Raw genomic sequence first — 20495 nt, forward strand, 5'->3', positions numbered from 1 at the left:
CCTGCCTCAGATCCGTTCGTCCTCTTCGGAGGGGGAGAGTGGAAAGGTCGCCAGAACCTCGTACCCGCCCTGCGGGCGACCGCCCGTGATGATCGTTCCCTGGTAGAGCCTGACACGTTCAGTCATGCCGATCAACCCGTGCCCGCCACGGCCTGATCCCGGGGCGGGGCCCGCGCCGTCGTCGGTGACGCGGAGGGTCAGCGTGTCGGGCGCGTACGTCAGGTTGATGTCCGCCCAGCCGGCCCCGGCGTGCTTGAGCACGTTGGTCAGCGACTCCTGGACGATGCGGTAGGCGCACAGGTCGAGCCCCGGCGGCAGCGCCCTGGCCGGCCCCTCGACGGCCAACCGGACGTTCAGCCCGGCCGCGCGCATACGCTCCGCCAGCGTATCCAGGTCGCTCAGGCGGGACATCGTGGAGTAGCGCCCCTCGTCCTCCTCGTGGGCCTCGACGCGCAGGATCGACAGCAGGCGCCGCATTTCGGTGAGCGCCTCGTGGCTGGTGTCCGCGATGACGCCCAGCGTGGCGTGCGCGGTGGCGGGGTCGGAGAGTGCTACATAGCGGCCTAACCCGGACTGTACAGATATGACCGACATGTGGTGTGCCACGACGTCGTGCAGCTCCCGGGCGATGCGCACCCGCTCGCGGGTCACCGCCCGGCGGGTGGCCGCGTCCTGTTCCGCGGCCAACTGCCCGGCCAGCGCGGCCAGTTGCTTGCCGCGCGTGCCCAGCAGGCGCACGATCGTCCCTGTGGTGAAGGCCCAGCCGCCCACGATGAGCGACTGGCCCAGCGCCGACCACAGCGCCACGCCGGGTTGGTTGACCGAGGCGTGCGTCCACTCGGCCACCACCAGCACCGCCCCGCCCGCGCCGGCCTGCCAGGAACCGTGCGCCGCCACGGAGTACAGCGCCAGCAGCGGGCCGATGCTGTTGAGCCCCGGGTGGTAGCCGAGCAGGTGATAGAGCAGCGCAGCCGTCGTCGAGACGACCAGGACGGTGAGCGGCGCTCGCCTGCGCAGCGCGAGGGGCGCGTTCACCAGCGCGGTCAGCGCCAGCGACGGCGCATCGGCCGGGCGGCCCTTGCCCAGCTCCAGCACCTCCCACAACGAGGTGCCGACGCCCAGCGCGACCGCCAGGGCGACGTCGAGCACGCGCGGGTCCAGAGCGGAAAGCCGACGGGCGAACGACGCGGGCCTGCCGGACAAACCCTCACCCCCGCACCAGCGTCATGGTCCGCCTCCAGGAAGGGAACGGCGCTTCAACGATGCCCGGCCGCGGCGGCCGCCGCAACAGAGGCGTGCCGTCACGGGCAAGCGCAGGCAGCGACCGTCGCGAGGGCGTATCCCGGCTGGGTCCGGTCGTAGAGCTCTGGCGTCTCGTCGAACACCGGCCGAGGTCACGTCGCTCCGGTCGGGGTGAATGTCCAGGGACTCGCCCAAGGGGCGCACCTGGTCGTCAGGTGCCGAGCAGGAAGTCGATCGAGCGCCGTAGTTCACCCTGCCAGTTGAGCCAGTCGTGACGGTGGAAGGGCTTGATGTGCACCCGCACCGGAACGTCCAGCTCGCCCAGTGTGTCGATGGCCTGCGTGGCCATGCCGTACACCGACTGCTCGACCGGGTCCACCAGGAGAGGGTTGCCCACCCCGGCCTGGTCCTTGCCCGCCTGGCCGTCGCCGGTGGCGATGTAGAGTCTCGTTCCGCGCAGCGCTGCGAGCGAGTGCTTCGGGTTGTACCGGTTCCAGTACGCACCGCCGACCGGGCCGTAGATCTGCTCGACGGTGACGCCGCAGGTCAACGCGCCGCTCGCGATCGCGGCCAGCGCGGGCAGGCCGGGGTTGCCCGGATAGTCGTTGTCGAGCGCTCCGCTGAAGGAGGCGGCGGCGGTGAACCTGCCGGGGAAGCGCGCGGCGTATCCAATGGCTCCGCCGCCGCCCATGGACAGGCCCGCAATGGCCTGCCGGTCGTCGGCGCGGTACTCGTTCTTCAGCAGGTCGTAAAGCTCGCCCATGTGGAAGGACTCCCACTTGTGCGGCGGGACGCCGGGGTCCTTCCAGTCCATGTAGCCCGAGCAGGTGCCGGTGTCGGGCATGACCACCAGCACGTCGCGGGTGCCCACGATCGCGTCGGCGGCGCCCCGCGCGGTCCAGTCGGTGTAGGAGCCGCCGCCGCCGTGCAGCAACCAGAGCACCGGCCAGCGGCGCGTCGCGGTCTTGCGGTAGCCGGGCGGCAGGAGCAACCGCACCTTGCCGGTGACGTCGATCAGCGGTGAGGAGATGGTGAGGTCGAGGATGCGCCCCTCCTTGATCACCGTCTCGGTGACCTCGGAGGACGACGATGTGGCCTGGACCGGGCCGGCGGAGGTCAGCAGCAGGGCGAGCGCCACCAGCGGGCGCGCGATGAAGATCGACATGACTGGTGCTCACATTTCGGTCAGCTGTTCAGCACGGACTGCACCAGCGCGGCGTACGCTCGCTGGCCCGCGGGGTTGGGATGGTAGGAGGCTCCGTCGGTGGTGACGTCGATCGCGCGCACGTAGGGGTCGTCGTCGCAGATCGCGTGGCCGGTGAAGGCCGGCACCGGATCGATGAAGGAGATATCGACCCCCTGCTGGCGCAAGCGGGTGATGGCGGCCGTGCTGACGGCGTTCATCTTGTCGGTCATGTCGTTGAGCCACAGGGCGTCGAGCTGGCCGATGCGGAAGGAGCTGATGCAGGTCAGCGGCGCCTCGTTCTGCACGTTGAACAGGTGCGGGTAGCCCAGGACGATGATGCGGGCGTTCGGCGCCTTCTGGTGGATCTTGGTATAGGTGTCGGTGAGCGGGCCGTCGAGCGCGGCGATGGCGTGCTCGGTGCTGTCGTCGCGGCAGTTGAGGCCGAGGCTGCAGCGGCTGATGACGTCGGAGAAGCCGGCGTCGTTGCCGCCGATCGTCAGGGTCACCAGATCGGTGTCGGCGTCCAGGTAGCCCTGGTCGATCTGCGGCGGCTCGCCGTTGGCGTATGCGTCGCCCGTGACGTGCTTGGTCTGGGCGCCCGAGCAGGCCAGCAGGGCGAAGCCGGTGGCGCCGTTGCCGGACCTCGCCTCGCTCTCGATGGTGCCGGACGAGCCGGGCCATCTGACCATCCGCGCGAAGGCGTCGGCCTTGGACCGGTGGCAGGTCGAACCGCGGGTGCCCAGAGTGAAGTTGCTGACCTCGTCGTACGGCTCGTTGCCCTGCCCCGCCGAATAGGAGTCCCCGAGGCCCACGTAGTCGACCTTGGGCTTGCTCGTAGGGATGAAGGCCATGGCGTCGAAGGCGATGTCCCAGTCCCAGTCGCGGCCCTCCGCACGTCTCGTCAGGTTGCTGAGCGACACGCTGGCGCCCGAGTTGAGCTGGAACACGCCGAGATCCACCCAGGTGTTCCTCTGCCAGTGCTGGCCCACGATCCGATGCCGGGTCGGCGCGTTGCCGCCGGGGTCGATGATGTAGTCAGCGAGCTGGGTATGCGCGCCGATCTCCGGAATGTGCACCTTGATGCGTGTCCACCCGGTCATGGAGCTGGGCGGGCGCCAGACGCCGGTGACGCCGAACTTGAGCTGGCCGGTATCGGTGGCGTCCCTCGTGTGGGTGAACCAGAAATGGTCGCCGAAGCCGCCGCCGAGCTGGTGGAAGTCGACTCTGGAGACGTACGGCGCCGGTTCGGCCTCGTTGAAGTAGAGCGTGAACGAGCCGTAGTCGCCCCAGGTCCTGCTGCAGCCCGCGCGCACGATGGGCACCGAGGACGGCACGTCGTCCACGACGTAGGCGTTGGACGGGATGCCGCTGAGCGAGCAGTTGGGCGTGTAGTGGGTGCCGTCGGGTTGCTCGGGATAGGAGGTGTCGAAGCGCAGCAGTTCGTGGCCGCACACGCCGCTGCCGCACATCCGGTACCACGTCGGGGTGTGCCACCAGCACTTCAGGTCGTACTGGCCGGAGGCGTCCTTGTGCTTGCAGGGCGCTGCCGTGTCGCCCGGGTCGCAGTCGTTCTTGCCCGGGTCGCAGAAGGACGTGACGGGAGGTTTGGCGGCGTTGCGGTCATCGACGCTGACCCACCAGGCGGGGCGGAAACCGGGGCCGTCAGGCGTGGAGATGGAGTAGGCGGCGAAGCCGATGACCTTCTCCTCGTACGGCCAGAGCTGCGGCTCGGCGGGGTCGTGCGGATTGCTGTTGAAGAAGTGGCGGTTGGCCGGGTAGACGGGGTTGGCGGGGTTGTTGGCCCAGCCCACCCCCCACGGCGAGCCGTCGTGCCGGTCCGGGTGGAAGCCCGAGTTGTAGGCCCAGATGGCGAAGATCCAGTTCTCCAGCCACGCCGAATCGCCGTTGCTGTGGATCAGGCCGGCGTTGCGGGTCTGGTTCCACTTGTCCTGGAGGATGCGCAGGCCGGCGGCGATGTTCGTGGCGTAGTCGACGGCGATCTCCCGCTGCTGCCGGGCGGGTAGCGCGACCTCGCAGAAGTTCTCGTCCGGCTTGCAGGGACGCTCGTGGCCCTGCTTGCGCATGCCGTCGGTGATCTGGGTGATGCCGTATCCGCAGTCGCTCCTGTCCCAGTCGATCACCCAGTCGTCGGACGGATCGTCGTTGTAGAGCTCACGGCCGTAGTAGTTGCCGATCAGTGGGTTGCCGGTGCTTCCCGGCAGCACGTGGCCCGAGGCCTGCCAGAGGTTCGTCTCCTGCGACATGATGCCGAGGAACACCTGTACCGGAACCCGGCCGCCGCCCGCCAGGGCGAGAGGCGGGAACTCGCCCTGCGGTCTCCACTGCGTCAGGCCCGACTGCTTCCAGCCGGTTGGGCGGAGCATCGTCAGGTTGCCGACCACCGCCTGGTCCGCGGCCCACTCGACCTGGCGCGGCGTCGGCTGGTAAACCTGCGTGTACGGATCGTTGCGCGGCACGGAACAGTAGGCGCCGGTGTCGACCGTGCCGGTCCCCGAGCCGGCGGTGGCCGCCGCTGCCCCGCGGCCCGCGGCGGTATCGGCGGCGGGCATGCCGTCCGAGGTCCGTACCGTGAAGCCGGTCTCCCTGCCGGTGGGCGTGATCTTGGTCTTCAGGTGGACGACCTGGGGTTCGCCGGGGCGCTGCGAGGTCATCGCCCGCACCCATTCCTCGGACGGCTCCTGACCGGAGCCCATCGAGGGCCGCTTCTGCGGCAGGACGGCCAGCCGTCCGTGGGACGAGAGCTTGGCCGCGGCGGGAACGTCCACGCGGGCCACCGGGGCGGGCAGCGGCCGCGCGGGCGTGAGGCTCCCGGTGAGGAACACCTTCCCGCCCGTTCCGGCGCTCACGTTGACGTCGGTGAGCGGCCCCGAGGCCAGCTCCGCCGCCTCGCCCCCGGCGACCGGCACGCGGCGCACGCGGGCGACCTCCCCCTGATGCTCCATGAACACCACGCCTCCGTCGGCGTCGGCGGCCAGCCTGAACGGCACCGACGCCGCCCTGGCGAGTTCGCGCGGCTTGCCGTGCGCGGGAAACAACCGCAGGCTGCTGCCGGTGGCGGCCACGATGCCGCCGTTCACGGGGATGGCGGACGTGACCTGCCCGGCCCGCTCGACGGGCGCGGCCAGCCGTCCCGAAGCCGCGTCGAGTACGGACAGCCGGGTGCGCGACGGTGCGTCTCCCGGTTCACCCCCTCCCTTGGCCTGCGTGATCACACTGCGCTCTCCCTGTCCGCAGCCGGGATTGAAGTAGGCGAGCGAGGAGCGGATCGGCAGCTTGGTGACCTTGCCGGTGGGCACGTCGATGAGCGCGGTGAAGGCCCCGCGGTCGAACAGGTCCGCCTGGTTGGTGAAGGCGCGCGGCGCGTAGACGGCCACCGCCTTGCTGCCGGAGGCGGTGAAGCAGACATTGCCGATCCAGCGGTCGGTGTCGAAGCCGGGCTCGCTCAGCGTCGCCAGCGTGCGCCAGGTGTAGCCGGTGCGTTCCTCGGCCGTCAGCAGGTGGAAGCCGGTCGCGTCGCCCTCGGTGCTCCAGGCGAGGTCCGGCGAGGTACGCCAGTCCGCGGCCAGCACGCGGTCCCGCTCGGCCGGAGCCACCGACGAGGGCGGCTGCTCCGGCGACGCGGTGCTCGGAGGAGCGACCGCGTCCGCCGGAAGGGTGAGCCCGGTCGTGAACAGCATGGCGGCCGCGCCGGTGCCGAGCGCTCTGATCGTGGATCTGTTCATGATGGGCTCCATGGGGGTGGCGGATGACGCTGGGGGCAGTCGGCGGAACCGCAGAGCCTGGGGAGGGGCTACCTGGTGCTGAAGTAGGCGTAAACGTCCACGGAGATCGTCACCGGAGAGGCGCCGGTGTTTCTCAGCACGACCGTGCCGTCCGGGCGGAGCGCGGCCGTGGCGACGCCGACCGTGTTCCTGCCCGCCGTGTACGCCACCGTCCGTACGACGGTCGCGCTGTCCGGGGGAACGACCTCGACGGTGCCGTTCGCCGTTCCCCCGGCGGTGACGGCGACGCCGACGGCCGAGACACCCGACGAGGGGACGTCGCCGCTGCCGGAGGGCCGCAGCACGTACGTGCCGCCAGGGGCGATCGTCACGCCGCCGCTCACCCGGACCGGGGCGATCGCTTTGACGAGGGAGGCGCGTTCGGCGGTGGTGTAGTAGCCGCTCACCTCGACCGAGACCTCGGCCGCGCCGCCGCCCAGGTTATGCAGATTGATCTTCCCGTTGGCGCCGGGTCTGACGATGGTGAAGAACTGCACGGGGATGTTGGCGGGGTAGTCGACATTGGCGTCGGAGGGGAAGGCTTCACCGGCGGGATAGACCCGGATCGTGCCGGTGGAGGCGCTCTTCACCAGCACCGTCAGGGCGACGCTCTGCGGGGAGGGCAGGCTGGGCGTCGTCAGCTCGAGATTTCCCAGCGCCGGAACCGACACCCGGTCGGCGATGCGCGACGGCCCGGCCGGGCGGTAGGTGCCGCCGACGGTGGCCGCGGCGTGGTCGAGGGTGTAGCCGTGCACGTCGAGGTAGACGCGGACGGCCTGGCCGCTGCGGTTCTCCAGCTTGAGCGCGCCATCGTCGCCGACCTTCGCCACGACCATGGTCGAGGCGTACCGGGTGGCGTCGTAGACGAGCACGTCACCCTCCGGTTCGGGCTCGTCGGAGGGATAGACGGCCAGCGAGCCGGTGTTGAAGAAGTCGCCCTTGGCGGCGATGTTGACCGCGACGGCGGCGATGCCGTCGGTGGGAAGCCCGGCGACGCCCGCGACCGGGACCGTCATCGTGGAGTTGGCGCTGATCTGGGCGTTGCTGAGGATGCGGGTGCGGATCTGGAAGAGCTGGTGCGGACCGGGGCGGGCGGCGGAGCCCAGGGCGGCCTCGTCGAGCTGGATGCGGGGAGTGGTGTCGCCGCCGTACACGATGGGCTTGCCGGTGTCCTCCAGCGCCGCCTCGATCTCGGCCGGCGTGGCGTCGGGACGGCCCTGGCGCAGCACTGCCAGGGCCCCGGCGACGTGCGGGGCGGCCATGGACGTGCCGCTCTTGGACTGCCACCCGCCGCCGGGCACCGACGAGACGATGTCCGACCCGGGAGCGAACACGTCCAGCAGCGGCCCCCGATTGCCGAAGGAGGACACCTCGTCCTGGTCGGTGGTGCTGCCCACCGCGATGGCGGAGGAGACGCAGGCCGGGGCGCTGACGGCATCGGTGTAGCCGTTGTTGCCCGCGGCCACCACCGTGGGTGCCCCGGCGGTGAGCAGCCGGTCGATGGCGGGCTTGCGCGGATCGTCGTCGCACGGGGCGGTGTACCTGCCGCTGCCCAGGCTGAGGTTGACCGCGGCCACGGGGACGCCCTCGTCGATCAGCTCCAGAACCTTCTCCATCCCCGCGAGCTGGGCGCTGACGAAGCTCAGCAGACACGGCGGTCCGGCGGTCCCGCAGTACGAGAAGGAGTCGAACCTGCTGTAGACCTGAACGGCGACGAGGTCGGCCCCCGGGGCGACCCCACCCGCCGCGTCGCCGGTCTCCTGGCCGGCGACGATTCCGGCCACGTGGGTGCCGTGGCCGCAGTCCAGGTACGCACACGGCCCGCTGTCGGCGTCCGCCGCTCCGGGCCCCTCCTGCCGGTCTGCGCCGTCCGGGCACAGACTGGAGGCTCCGTAGGTGGGGTCGGTGGGGGAGAAGCACGCCTCGGCCACGACGCGCCCGCCGAGGAAGGGGTGGTGGACCGCGACGCCCGAGTCCAGGACGGCCACCACGCTGCCCGCACCGGTCAGCCCCGCCTCCCGGGTACGGTCCGCGCCGATGAGGGGCACGCTCTCGGCGAGCGCCGGCGGGACCGGCACGTCCTCCGACACGCTGACCACGCCCGGCTGTCCGGCCAGCCGCTCCACGTCCGCCCGGTCGGCGCGCAGCGTGAGCATCGGTAATCGCGACAGCGTCTGGATCACCTGACCGGGGCCGACCGCAGAGGCCGCGGCGGACAGGCCGGCGCGGTCCCGCGTCACCACGTTCACGCGGACCTCGCCGCCTGCGGACAGCTTCTCCGCCAACTCGGGGTCCACGCGAGGGCCGGGCGCCGCCGCAGAGGCCGCCTGCGACGGCATGAGCGGCACCGTCACGAGGGCCGTCACGAGGGCGGCCGCGGTGATGAGGCGGCGGACCAGGCATTGCTTCATGTGATCTCCGCTCGACATAGGACGTGCCTCGGCACAGTTCCTGCGCGAGGCCCGGCCGGGCGGCCGCGAGGACGGTCCGGCGGGTCACTGGCCCGCCAGCACCGCCTTGGCACGCTGCACCCAGGTGGTGAAGACGGACAGCGACTCGGTCAGCGCCTGCCGCTGGTCCCGCACCATGACCTCTTCGTAGGCGCGCTTCGCTGCCCGGTACGTCGGCAGCAGGTCGGCGCCGTTCGCGCAGGCGGCGTCGTCGGCCGCGACCTGCTTCTCCGCCTGCGTGGCGGCCACACCGGGCTCCCGGTTGGCCCAGCGGAGGTCGGCGCGGGCGCTCATCGGGCTGTCGTAGGCGTACCCCTTGGCCGTCATGCAGCTCACCCACTGGGTCAGGGCCCGTGCGACGGCGGTGTGCTCCAGGGCGAGGAAGCTCGCGTCGTCGGCCAGCAGCCGGGGATCGGCGGCCAGGGCGTGGTCCTGGCCCAGGACGCGGGCTTCGCCGCTCGTCGCGCAGCCGCCCTGGGGGATGGCCTCGCCCGGCCCGGTCGTGGCGGCGGTGCCGTCGTAGGCCTGCATCTCCTCCGGCGTGGGGGCACGCTGGTCCGCGGGCTCCAAAGCGGCGGCCGCCGCCGCGGGGTCGAGCGCGGGCCGCGGGTATCCGGACCGGGAGGCCGCGGAGGCGTCGAGGGGTTCGATCAGATCCGCCTCCACGTAGTCCTCGGGGTTCCAGTTCCGTACGACGCCCGCCGTCCAGGCGGAGAAGCCGAGCGACTGCATGCACGTGGCGGTCGCGGCGTCCTTGGCCAGGTCGATGGTGTGGATGTCGGCCATGGACGTCATGTACGGATCGAGCGGCATCGGGAGGCCCGGATCCGACGGGATGGCGGTGAGCGCCGGCTCCGGGATCGGGGACGGCTCCGGCCCGAGCGTCCCCGTGGGCCCGGGAACCGGCAGAACCTCGCCCGTGGTGGGCAGGGGGTCGGGGTCGAGAGCCGGGGAGGCGGCGGAGCTGTACGCGGCCGGATGGAGGTTGAACGCGGCTCCGACGGTCAGCAGGACGGCCCCGGCGGCCAGCAGCGGTGGTGTGCCCTTTCTCATTTGCCGTTCCTCCTCCAGAAGCACTCGCCCTTGCCGATCCAGCGGCCCTCGGTGCAGTACTCGCGCGAGTAGAGAATGACGTTGGAGTAATGGAAGGGCTGCAGCACGCCCAGAGTGTCGTGCCAGATGTCGCCCCGGCAGCCCTGCCAGTTGTACCAAATGAGGAATCGGCGGTTGTAGATGCTGCTGTAGACGCTGCGGCCCTTCCACTGCTGCTGGACCCCGCCCCACCAGCTCCACTGCGTGACCGGGCATGCGGCGCCGTTGTAGCTGGGGGAGAAGGCCGAGTTCCAGCGGTCCATGGACTTGCCGCTGTTCACGTTGCGGACGCGGTAGTAGCCGGCGCTGGTCTTGGTGTCCTTCCACAGCTGGTTCTTGCCGCCGTTGTAGGGCCAGACGGACACGATGCCGCCGTTGGCCTTCGACTTCTTGTAGACCTCCAGGTACTGGCGCGTGTACTCGTTCTGCCAGCGGTACGTGCCGTCCGCGTGCGCGGCGGCCGGGAGGACGGTCGCCGCGGTCGCGAGCGCGGCGACGACCGTCACCGCGGCCCGCGTGGCCGTGCGGACGGCGGGACGAGAGCCTGTCATCGTGTGGATCTCCCTTCTGCGCGGAAGGTGTGAGGGATCCGGTCGGCATGACGCTCACCGCCGGGAGTCCCGGTACGGCCGCAAGGGGCGCACCGGTCAGGAGCCTCTGCTCACGAACCCTGGACGTGCCACCATCTCGTGCACCTCCAACTGCTGCCGCCCTTCACGCAGGCTCTGAAGTAGCGGCCGTTCACCTCGTTGACCCCGCCCGTGGTCCCACTGCTCGCGCCACTGGCGATCGTCTTGTGGCAGGCGTGATAAGAGGAGCCCCCGGTGTCGGACCAGTCGAGCGACACCTTGTCGCCCGCCCGCAGGCCGCTGCCCCACGCCCACCAGATGTTGGAGTCCCACGTACCGCTGTAGAGGCCCGCCCCACCGCGGGACGTCCCGGCTGCGTACTCCAGCCGGGTCCTGTCGGCTTTGGCGGGGTAGTAGTCGTACGGGTTGTAGTTCGGCCCGCAGGAGTAATTGATCAGCCCCGCCGCGTGGACCTCCTCCGAGATGATCACGTCGCCCTCGCCGGTCACCGGTTCGCGGGACGGGCTCGGGGCCGGCTGGGGGGAGTGGGCCAGCGCGGGCGGCGTGGTGAGAAGAGCAGCGGCGGCAACGCCGAGGGCCAGTGCTGAAGCGACTTGTGCTGCTTTCACGTGTTGTCACCTTTCGGAAGTCTGGATGCCGCCGTACGTCCGAGCGCGGCCGGGACACCCGTCGCCACGGTTGGAGGACGGGCACATTCGCCCGCATCTGCTTGACGGTCGATCGTGTTCACGCCGAGCAGGCGTGGCGCGCTGGCTTGCCGCACATGAGGCGGCCCGTTGGTCGTTCATGCGACAAGGTATCCACGGGCGGCCTTGACTGTCGTCAATCATCCGGTGGACGTCCGCTTCCACCCACCGCGGTAGCACCCGCCGCCATGTCAACCATCGCCGTATTCCTCCCTCAGGAGCGGGCGGCCTGTGGGGCTCGGAAAGTCGTCGCCGCTGGTCAAGAGGCGTAGCGGTATTCGTCGATGACGCGGGTGCGCAGGAGTCCGTACCTTTCGAGGTCGCGCACGATGGCGGACTGCCGGTGGGCGTCGGGTGGCTTCGGCGATACCGCGTACTACGCAGGAAGTCCGCGGGTTCCCTGTTGAAGGTCGGATGCACTCGTGGGCGGTCAGCGGTCGATGCGCCGGCCGCGGAGGTCAGAGTTCTCGAGGCCTTTGATGCTGTTCTTCTCGCCGCCGGCAGCGGTAGACCGACCGGGCCGAGGTCGTCCTCGCGGCCGGGGCGGGGGTTCGGCGCAGCCGCAGTGGGCCAACGCCTAGAAACATGACGTGCATGTCCACCTGCATCTGCGCCCGCGGGACCCATGAAGGTGGCGGTGGAAACCATCTGGTCGATCCCTGCATGGGGACGTACAGTGAGGCGGCATCGATCACGAATGCGCCCTGCTGCTGCGGAGGCGATATGCGGTCAGTGGTCTGGCCTCGGCCGGGGGTCAGTCAGGTGGTGGTCAGGCAGGACCCCTGTCCATCCGCGCCGGACGAGGTGATCGTCGACGTCGAGGTGAGCGTTGTGAGTCCGGGCACGGAACGGGCCCGGCTCCTCGGTTTGCCGACGGCGGTCGTCGCCTACCCGCATGTGCCGGGGTACATGGCGGCGGGCAAGGTGCGCGGCGGGGGTGGGGTTGCCCCCAGCACGCGGGTTGACTCAGGTACGCGGGTTGCCTTGCGTGGCGTGGGTCATCAGAGTATCGCGGTCGGTCGGGCGGGTGACCTGCACGAGGTGCCCGACGGTGTCGCGCTGGTCGAGGCGGCGGTGTGGCAGCTGGCGATCACGGCGCTGTACGGCCTGGAGGTGGGTGGGCAGCGTGCCGGGGCGCCGGTCGGGGTGGTGGGCGGCGGACTGCTGGGTGTCATCGTGCGTCGGTTGGCCGCGGCACGGGGTGCGGACGTGGTCATGGCGACGGCACGATCCGCAGCCAAGGTGAGGGCGTGCAGGGCGGAGCCCGTCACTGCCTTCAGCACGGATCCAGGACCGTGGAAGTGCAGACCGCTCCTCGTCCTGGACGTCACCGACACCCCCGAGGGGCTGGTCACCGCCCTGTCGGCGGTGGAGGTGGGCGGCATCGTCATGGTCCTGGGCTCGCCGCGGGTGACCTCGGCGGAGGTGCCGCTGCAGGCGGCTTTCGACCGTGGTGTCGAGGTGGTGGGCGCGCACACGGTCAATCTCGGCGAGGGCCGTGCCGCAGCCCTGACGCGGTCCTTCTTCGGCTTCCTCGGCCAGGGCATGTTCACAGGTCGAACACCATCTTGATGGCGCGACCACGCAACTCTTGGGGGTACTTCCTCGGTGCGGGCACGACTCCCAGCCGTCCAGTCTTGGGAGCCTCCAACGAACCCGGGGCAGCTCACGCAACGACACGGCGACAGCGCGCCAACACGCGGTGTGTTCCGGATATATTCGTCACCTGCCACTCAGAAGATCGCGGAGGAGGCCCTCCAACAGGTAACGGTCATGACCGATAAAACGCTGGTCCTGCCTACGGAGGGTTGTGCGATGGGACTGGGGATCAAGATCTTGGGCCCGTGGGAGCTGACGGCAGCCGGCGACGTGCTGCCGCTGACCGGCAGCCGGCGGATCGGCCTGCTGACCCGGCTGGCATTGAGCGCCGGCCGGGTGGTCACCGCTGACCAGCTCCTCGCCGATGTGTGGGGGGAGAGCCGGGCGGCGACGGCGCCGAAGCAGCTCCACATCGTGGTGTCGAAGCTTCGCGAGTTCCTTGCGCCCCGGGCGCTCGACGAGGTCATCGTGACCGCGCCGGGTGGATACTGCCTGGACGTGCCACCTGATCACGTCGATGCCCACCTGTTCATGCGGCTGGTGCGCGAAGCGCGTGCCGGCCGAGCCAGGGGAGAGATCGTTACGGCGGACAGGTCGTTCCGGCAGGCTCTGGCCCTGTGGCGGGGAGAGGCCCTGGCGGGCATGCCGGCGGAGTGGGCCCAGATCGAGGCCACCCGTCTGACGGAGGAACGTCTCACCGCTCTGGAAGATCACGTCGATCTGCGGATGACAGCGGGCGATCACCACGCGGTGATACCGGATCTGACCGTCCATATCGAGGCGCACCCGCTGCGGGAAAGGCCGCATGCGCAGCTGATACTGGCGCTGTATCGCGCTGGACGGTCGTCGGAAGCGCTCGCGCTCTACCAGGACACTCGCCGCGTCATGATCCAGGAGCTCGGCATCGAGCCGAGTGCTGAGCTGCGCCGGCTCCAGCAGGCGATCCTCGCTCGCGATCCCGTCCTCGATCTGACCGCTCCGGCGCAGGATGCCACGCTCGGCCACGTCGTCGCCCCGGCCGAGCTGCCCGCCGGCACCCGCGCCTTCACCGCCCGCGATGTCGAGCTCGCCTGGCTCGACAAGGCGCTCACCGCCTCGGAAGCCGGCACGCCGGCGATCGTCGCCATCAGCGGTCCCGGCGGGGTCGGCAAATCCGCGCTGGCCGTTCACCTGGCGCACGCCGTCGCCGACCGCTACACCGACGGCGTTCTCCACATCGACCTGCACGGCGCCACCGACGGCCTCCGGCCTCTGTCGCCGCTCGAGGCGCTCGGCCGGCTTTTACGCTCGCTCGGGCTGGACGGCTCCGCCGTACCGACCACGGTCGACGAGGCCGCGGCCCGCTACCGATCCCTCACCTCGGCGCGGAACGTGCTGATCATCCTCGACAACGCCCTGGACACCCGCCAGGTCCGCCCGCTCATTCCCGCCGGGTCGGGGTGCGCAGTCGTCATCACGAGCCGGCAGGCTCTCACCTCGCTCGACGGGGCGAGCCAGCTGAACCTGCCCGGGCTCGACCCGTCCGACTCCACCGCGCTGCTGGCCCGGATCGCCGGTCCCGGCCGGGTTCACGCCGAGCCGGAGGCCGCCGGGCGGATCGTCCAGCTCTGCGGGGGCCTGCCCCTCGCCCTTCGCATCGCGGCGGCACGTCTGGCCGCCCGCCCCGACTGGACGCTGTCCTACCTCGCCGCCAGGCTGGCCGACGCCACCCGCCGCCTGGACACGCTGGAGCATGCCGACCTGGCCGTCCGCGCCGGCATCGCCGTCAGCCTCCATCACCTCAAGGAAGAGCCCGCCGGCCAGGACGCCGCGCACCTGTTCGCCCTGCTCGGCCTCCTCGACACGCCCACCCACACCCCGGCGGCCACCGCCGCCCTCGCCGACCGGCCCGAGCACACGGTGGAGGCCACACTGGACCGCCTCCTGGATGCCCGGCTGCTCGAATCGACGGGGCCGGGCCGCTACCGGATGCACGACCTGGTCCGCCTCTACGCCCGCGAACAAGCCGACGACATCGTCCAGGAGAACGATCGGGCGGCCGCCACCCACCGAGCGTTGCACCATTACCTCGCCACAGCCAGAACGGCCAGCCTTCTGCTCGATCCCACCTCCCCCATCGTCAGAGATCTTCGCGCCGACCGGCCGGGCCTTGGCCTGGACGCACCGCAGGAGGCGATCGACTGGATCGAGCTGGAGCGCGACAACCTCATCGCCGTCGCCCGGCAGGCCACCAGCCGCACCGACGATCCCGGCACGGTTGAAGGCCTCGCCTCCAGTCTCAACAGACCCTTCAGCCACAGAGGCTGGCTCGCCGATCTGACCGAGATCCATCACCACGCCTTGCACGTGGCCGCCCGGACTGGTGACTGGGCGGGCCAAGCCCGCGGGCACAATCATCTGGGCCTCATCCACAAGAACCAGGGCCGATTCGAGCCTGCGGTCGAGCAGTTCGAGCGTGCCCTCGTGTGCTGGGATCGAGCAGGTCTGCCCCTGCGTAAGGCGGGCACCCTCCACAATCTCGGCACGACCTACGGCAAGCTGGGGCGGTTCGACGACGCGCTTGCCACCCTGGACGAGGCGGCAGCGGCAGCGACAGCCAGTGGCCTGCGCGACTACCAAGCGATGGTACTCAACGGCCGGGCCGCGGTGCTGATCAGAATGGGCCGGCTGGACGACGCGATCGACGCCAGTCGACGAAGCCTGGAGATCTGGGCGGAGTTCGACAATCCCTACGGCGAGGGAACGGCGACCGACACGCTGGCCGATGCCTGCCGACACGCCGGCAGGCTCGTTGAGGCCGAGGCCGGATACCGGAGGGCGGCCTACCTCCACCACAAGGCCGGTGCCCGCGCGCTGGAGGCCGGTACTCTGTGGGGGCTCGGCGACACCCTGCACGATCTTGGACGGCAGGACGAGGCGCGGCAGCGCTGGCACCAGTCGGCTCGGATTCTGTGTGATGTCCATCTCCTCACCGAGGAGGAGCTGGAGGTCCTGGTCGCCCAGGACCTCCCTCAAGCTCCCGACCCTGTCAAGCACTTGAGCGCGGGAGCGCGTTGATCAGATCGATGATCGCCCGGTAGACGACCGGAATGGGTGCCAGAACCACGCTCGGCCGCCGTCGACGCATGGCGCCCACCGATCGCAAGCGCCTCTACCAGCGGTTTCGCGTGGCCGCCGGATCATGGAGCTGCTCGGAGCGACCTCGTTGAAGATCTCGACGGCGCCCGGGCCGTGATGCTGGACGCCGTCCGCTGCGAGCTTCGGCGCAGGATGCGTCCCCCGGTATACCTGGCAGGTGGCCGTCGATGAAGCGGACGGCGCGCTCGCCCACGACTGCCACGCTGGACTCCCACGCCCCGGGGCAACGGTGCAGGTCAGGAGTTCGGGCCGAGATGGCTGCGGCGTTCTTCCGCGGTCAGCTCGCGGGTACGGCGCGATCTGGCCAGTTCGAGCACCGTTCCGGCCGGGCCGCACACCTCGCAGGCGCGGGTCCGGACGAGGCTGTCGCCCAGACCGGTCGCCAACGGGCGACCGAGGATGATCTGCGGGCTCAACCCCCTGACGATCCGTGTACCGTCGGGGCTGAACGCCGCGAGACTGCCGGTCGCGCCCCAGCCGGTCAACTCCAGCGGTTCGCCGCCGCCTGTTGCCCGCCAGAGCCGCAGGTGGCCCGCGGGTTCGTTGGTGACCAGCCAGGTGCCGTCAGGGCTGAACCTCACCTTACGGACGGTGTTCTCGGCGCCCTGCAGCACGGCCGCGGGCTCGCCCCGGCCGCCGGTGTCCCAGAGCCGGATGGCGCCGTCCGCGGCCGCGGCGGCCAGTCGCAGCCCGTCTGGGCTGAAGGCGAGGCCGGTGATGTCCTCCACATGGCCGCGAAGAATCTTCGGCTCGCTCTTGCCGGTCAGGTCCCAGACGACGACGGTGTGGTCGTCGCGGGCGTCGGCCAGTTTCATGCCGTCCGGGCTGAGTGCCACGTCGCCGTCGGCGCGGCCCGTGGGCCGGGCGTGCCAGCCGGTGAGCGCTGTCAGCCCGCCGGACGGGGAGATCTGCCACACCTGCGGTTCGGTGTCGAAGGCGCCCGCCACGATCCGCTTTCCGTCGGCGCTGAACACCAGGCCGCCCGGGAGGCCGCGGAAGGGCGCGGGTGTGGTGACTGGCGCGCCGGCGGTGGTGAGGTCCCACAGGCTCAGGGTCCCGGCCCGGCCGATGCCCGCCATCCGCCGGCCGTCAGGGCTCAGCGCGACGAGGTAGCCGGCATCACGCGGGCCGTGCACCTCGGCCGGGGTCGTGCCGCGCCATATCTTGATGCGGACGTCCCGCGGGCTGAGGAGCGAATCCGGCCCCGCGCTGACCGCCACCGTGCTCGTGTCAGCGCTGAGCGCCAGAGGCCTGCCCTCGCTCGGTGTCGGGTCGCCCGCCGTGACGTCCCACGTCCGCAGGGAGCCGTCCGCATCGACGCTGACCAATGACTTCCCGTCCGGGGTGAACGCCGCCCCGCGCGGATTCCCCTTCGGGCTGCGCAACACCAGCGGGTCGGCGTCGCTGCCCGTCGTCCAGACGCGGATCACGCCGTCGGCGCCGTAGGTCGCCATGCGATCCCCGGCCACGGTGAACACCAGGCCGTTCAGCTTCGGGGGGTGGCCGGCCAGCTCGATCTGCGGGATCCAGTCGCCGGCAGACGCCTCCGTCGCGTCCCAGACACGGGGAACGTCGCCTTCGACGGTCGCGACCCATGGTCCGCGCGGGCTGACGGCCACCTGCTCCGGCTCACCGCGCGCGGCCGCGCGTTGCAGAACGGGCCGGTCCCGGGTCATGTCCCACAGCCGCAGCGGCGATCCGTTGCCCCCGGTGGCGAGCAGCCGGCCGCTGGGGCTGAACGAGACGCTCCTGACCGCGCGGCCGGGGACATTGAGCTTGACGGGCTTGGAGCGTCCCGGCTTCCAGATGCGCACGCCGTCGCTGTGCGCGCTCGCCATCCTGCCGTCCCGGCTGACGCTGACGCCGTGGACGCTACCGTCAACGGTCCCCAGAACCACGGGCGGACCGCTTGACGCCAGGTCCCATAGCACCAGTTCTCCTCCGGAGCCTCCGGTGACGAGTTGCCGGCCGTCCTCGCTGAACGCGGCGCTCAGGATGCCGTCCGTCCGATCCGCCTGGAGCACATGGCCGGCCCGGCGCGGCGCGGTACCGTCCAGGCTCCAGATCTCCAGGCCCGCCGGGCCCGACCCGGCGCCCCAGATCGCGATCTTCCGACCGTCCGGGGTGGCCGTCATTCCTGTAACCCTGCGCAGGCTGACCGGGGTGGAGCCGCGTAGCCGGGAGTCTGCAGTGGCCTGGCGGAGCACGAGGTCGGCCTCCGGAGTGGGCTCCACCTCGTACGCCTCGATCGCCAACAGCAACGCCAGTTCCGGGTCTTGCTGGAGCTGGCGGCGCGCTTCGGCGGCCAGCCGTACCGAGGCGGCACGGTCGCGCTCGACGTTCCTGTTGCCTACCTGGACCAGGACGAGCGCGGCCAGCACGATGACCGCGACGGCGGCGACCGGCAGCCCGCCGAAGGCGAGACGGGTCCGGCGGCGGGCCCGGTCGCGCTCGGCCGCGCTCGAGCGGCAGCCAGCCAGGAAGGTTCGCTCCAGCTCGTTCAGCGGTACGAAGCTCGCCTCGCCGTCCCAGAGGGCGAGGCGAGTGCCGCGGTACAGGTAGTCCTCGCCGCGCCCGTTGCGGTCCCACTCGGCCGCGTCAGACGTGAGCCGCTGGTGCCGCAGAAGGGTCTCACGGTCGGCGGTGAGCCATTCCCGCAGCCGGGGCCAGCCGGTGAGGAGTGCTTCATGCGCGATGTCGACCAGGTCCTGGTCCACGACGATGAGCCTGGCGGCGGCGAGCCGGTCGAGGACCGCGTCCAGTTCGCCGGCGGGTCCGATGCCGGCGAGCTCGTCCCGGTCGAGACCGCGGCGGGTGTCGGAGCTGCCCGAGCCCAGGGCGACGAGCCGCAGCAGCACGGCGCGGAGCAACTGCCGCTGGTCGGCTTCCAGATCGGCGTACAGGTGCTCAGCGGTCCGCGCGATCGCGCCGGACACGCCACCCACGGCCCGGTAGTCCGCCAGCGTCAGCGTGTCTCCCTGCTGTCTGCTCCACGTTTCGCGCAACGCGTGCGCGACCATCGGGAGCGCCCCCGCCTGCTCGGCGGCCTCGGCCACCACCGTGACCACCAGATCCGGGTCCACGCTCAGCCCCGCCCGGGCGGCGGGTTCGGTGATGATGGCGCGCATCTCCTGCTCGGACATGGGTCCGACCTGCAGGTGAACGCTGTCGAGGAGGGCTGCGGCCAGACCGGGATGCGACATGCAGCGCTCGTAGAAGTCGGTGCGGATCCCGATCACCAGCGCCGGGCCGTCCTGACCGCTGACGAGCTCGCTCAGCGCGTCGAGGAAGCCGGCGCGTTCCCGCTCGTCGGCGCAGAGCGTGAACGTCTCCTCGAACTGGTCGACGATCATCACGTCGGCGCCGTCCGCGTCGGAGGCGTGCAGCCGGGACAGCGGGTGCGCGCCCGGAGTGAGCAGCGTGACGGTAGTTCCGTCGGCGGTCAGCCGCGCGGCCAGCCCGGCCCGCAGCAACGAGGACTTGCCGCTGCCGGTGGCCCCGCGGACCACCGTCAGGGGTCCCTGCTTCACGGCCTTCATCAGGACCTCGAGAAGGTCGTCCCGGCCGAAGAACAGGTCGGCGGCGTCGACGTCCAGCGGAAGCAGGCCGGGGTAAGGGCAACGGCGCTGCGACCGTTCGAGTTCGGCCGCGACCAGCTGCCACTTCCGCTCCCATTCGGCGGGGTCGCCACCGCAGGCGACGGCGTACGCCAGTGTCGCCTCAAGAGTGGGCAGCCGCGTCCCGGTGGCCGCCTCGGCGAGGGTGCTCCGCGAGAAATGCGCGCGCTCCGCGAGTACGCGGTAGCTCGGTCGCCCGGCCTCGTCCCTGAGCCGGCGCAATTCCCAGGCGAGCCTTTCGACGGGACCGGCCAACGGATCCACCGGCTGCTCGGGCCGCCCCAATGCGCACTCACCTCTTGTTGTCCGGAGTCTTCGCCGCGTTGTCCTGGACCCACGGAGGGCTATTTCGGACATCCCTGGGCCGCCTTAGACCTTAGATCTCCAGCACGACAAGAGGGGGCAAATAATGAGATTCCACGTACTGGGATCCTTGGAGATCCACACGGGGGACGGAGCCGTCGACGCCTACGTGAACGGGGCCGGGCTCCTGTGCGGCATGGGCGACAGGGTCTACGTCCGGCGCGACGTCGAGGCCGGCCTGACGCTCGCGCCGTCCGATCCCCACCTGCTGTGCCTGCGCGGCCGACTCCTGGCCGAGGACAACGACATTCCGGCCGCCAAGGCGGCCCTGTCAGCCGCGGTCGCAGCCGATTCCCGGCTGGCCGAGGCGGGAGCGTCCCGCGATGCGCCGGCTGACCAGGACGGAGACCTGGACGCCCCCGTCCAGTTCTTTGACGTCCACGCGGACGTTGCCGCGGTTGCAGACCACCTCGGAGGGGGGCGGGGGCCGGCCGGGCGGCCTGGTCGTAGTCGTTCAGGGCCTCGGTCAAGCGCCCGAGGTGCCGGTGGAGGGCAGCGCGCTCGAAATAGGCGCGTGACTCGTTCGGGTCGACGGTGACGACCGCGGTGTAGTCGCCGATGGCCTGTTCGTGGTCGCCGGACCGAGCCCGGGCAGCGGCCTGGTGCATAAGCATCCAGCGTCCACGGAGATGGCTTATGGGTTTGAACATAGTCGTGATCCTGCTGGTTAACTCGCGACTCGCGGCTGTAGGTTCGTGACCTGAGTCTTTGACGTCCGGGATCATGCAGTGCGCGGCCGGCTTCCCCCTG

At 70.9% G+C, this 20495-nt stretch carries 10 protein-coding genes; 2 read left to right on the forward strand and 8 right to left on the reverse strand.

Going from position 1 to position 20495, the window contains the following annotated elements:
- Positions 1-6: 6 nt before the first annotated feature.
- The 7 genes from ACIBQ1_RS54065 to ACIBQ1_RS54095 form a co-directional block, all read right to left on the reverse strand.
- A complete protein-coding gene (locus ACIBQ1_RS54065; RefSeq protein WP_397290495.1) occupies positions 7-1203 on the reverse strand; it encodes a sensor histidine kinase in 1197 nt (398 codons plus the stop codon).
- A 250-nt stretch (positions 1204-1453) separates the two neighbouring features.
- Positions 1454-2407 carry an alpha/beta hydrolase gene (locus ACIBQ1_RS54070; protein ID WP_397290497.1) on the reverse strand — a complete coding sequence of 318 codons (954 nt, stop codon included), beginning with the start codon at positions 2405-2407 and terminating at the stop codon, positions 1454-1456.
- A gap of 20 nt (positions 2408-2427) precedes the next feature.
- A complete protein-coding gene (locus ACIBQ1_RS54075) occupies positions 2428-6171 on the reverse strand; it encodes an SGNH/GDSL hydrolase family protein (RefSeq protein WP_397290499.1) in 3744 nt (1247 codons plus the stop codon).
- A gap of 68 nt (positions 6172-6239) precedes the next feature.
- Positions 6240-8621 (reverse strand): S8 family peptidase, encoded by a 2382-nt coding sequence (locus tag ACIBQ1_RS54080; RefSeq protein WP_397290501.1) that lies wholly within the window; start codon positions 8619-8621, stop codon positions 6240-6242.
- A gap of 84 nt (positions 8622-8705) precedes the next feature.
- The gene (locus tag ACIBQ1_RS54085) at positions 8706-9713 is read right to left on the reverse strand and encodes a hypothetical protein (RefSeq protein WP_397290503.1); all 1008 of its coding nucleotides are present in this window, start codon (positions 9711-9713) and stop codon (positions 8706-8708) included.
- A complete protein-coding gene (locus ACIBQ1_RS54090) occupies positions 9710-10303 on the reverse strand; it encodes an RICIN domain-containing protein (protein WP_397290505.1) in 594 nt (197 codons plus the stop codon). Before ACIBQ1_RS54090 ends, ACIBQ1_RS54085 begins: the two co-directional genes overlap by 4 nt.
- A gap of 110 nt (positions 10304-10413) precedes the next feature.
- The gene (locus ACIBQ1_RS54095; protein ID WP_397290507.1) at positions 10414-10950 is read right to left on the reverse strand and encodes a hypothetical protein; all 537 of its coding nucleotides are present in this window, start codon (positions 10948-10950) and stop codon (positions 10414-10416) included.
- A gap of 1071 nt (positions 10951-12021) precedes the next feature.
- Between ACIBQ1_RS54095 and ACIBQ1_RS54100 the strand changes: the two genes are divergently transcribed.
- Together ACIBQ1_RS54100 and ACIBQ1_RS54105 are read left to right on the forward strand one after the other, a co-directional pair.
- Positions 12022-12600: a hypothetical protein gene (locus ACIBQ1_RS54100; protein ID WP_397290509.1), complete on the forward strand. Its 579-nt coding sequence runs from the start codon at positions 12022-12024 to the stop codon at positions 12598-12600.
- Between the two features lie 36 nt (positions 12601-12636).
- Positions 12637-15684: a BTAD domain-containing putative transcriptional regulator gene (locus ACIBQ1_RS54105; protein WP_397290511.1), complete on the forward strand. Its 3048-nt coding sequence runs from the start codon at positions 12637-12639 to the stop codon at positions 15682-15684.
- A 317-nt stretch (positions 15685-16001) separates the two neighbouring features.
- Here the strand turns inward: ACIBQ1_RS54105 and ACIBQ1_RS54110 are convergent, their stop codons facing one another.
- On the reverse strand, positions 16002-19637 hold the full coding sequence (locus ACIBQ1_RS54110) for a helix-turn-helix domain-containing protein (RefSeq protein ID WP_397290513.1): 3636 nt from the start codon (positions 19635-19637) through the stop codon (positions 16002-16004).
- Positions 19638-20495: the final 858 nt, after the last annotated feature.

The sequence above is a fragment of the Nonomuraea sp. NPDC050153 genome (assembly GCF_044460125.1).
Lineage (GTDB): Bacteria > Actinomycetota > Actinomycetes > Streptosporangiales > Streptosporangiaceae > Nonomuraea.

What these genes read in the sequence shown, in the direction of transcription:
- ACIBQ1_RS54070 (WP_397290497.1), bottom strand. Translation starts at nt 2,407, where the DNA reads ATGTCGATCTTCATCGCGCGCCCGCTGGTGGCGCTCGCCCTGCTGCTG.
- ACIBQ1_RS54075 (WP_397290499.1), bottom strand. Translation starts at nt 6,171, where the DNA reads ATGAACAGATCCACGATCAGAGCGCTCGGCACCGGCGCGGCCGCCATG.
- ACIBQ1_RS54080 (WP_397290501.1), bottom strand. Translation starts at nt 8,621, where the DNA reads ATGAAGCAATGCCTGGTCCGCCGCCTCATCACCGCGGCCGCCCTCGTG.
- ACIBQ1_RS54085 (WP_397290503.1), bottom strand. Translation starts at nt 9,713, where the DNA reads ATGAGAAAGGGCACACCACCGCTGCTGGCCGCCGGGGCCGTCCTGCTG.
- ACIBQ1_RS54090 (WP_397290505.1), bottom strand. Translation starts at nt 10,303, where the DNA reads ATGACAGGCTCTCGTCCCGCCGTCCGCACGGCCACGCGGGCCGCGGTG.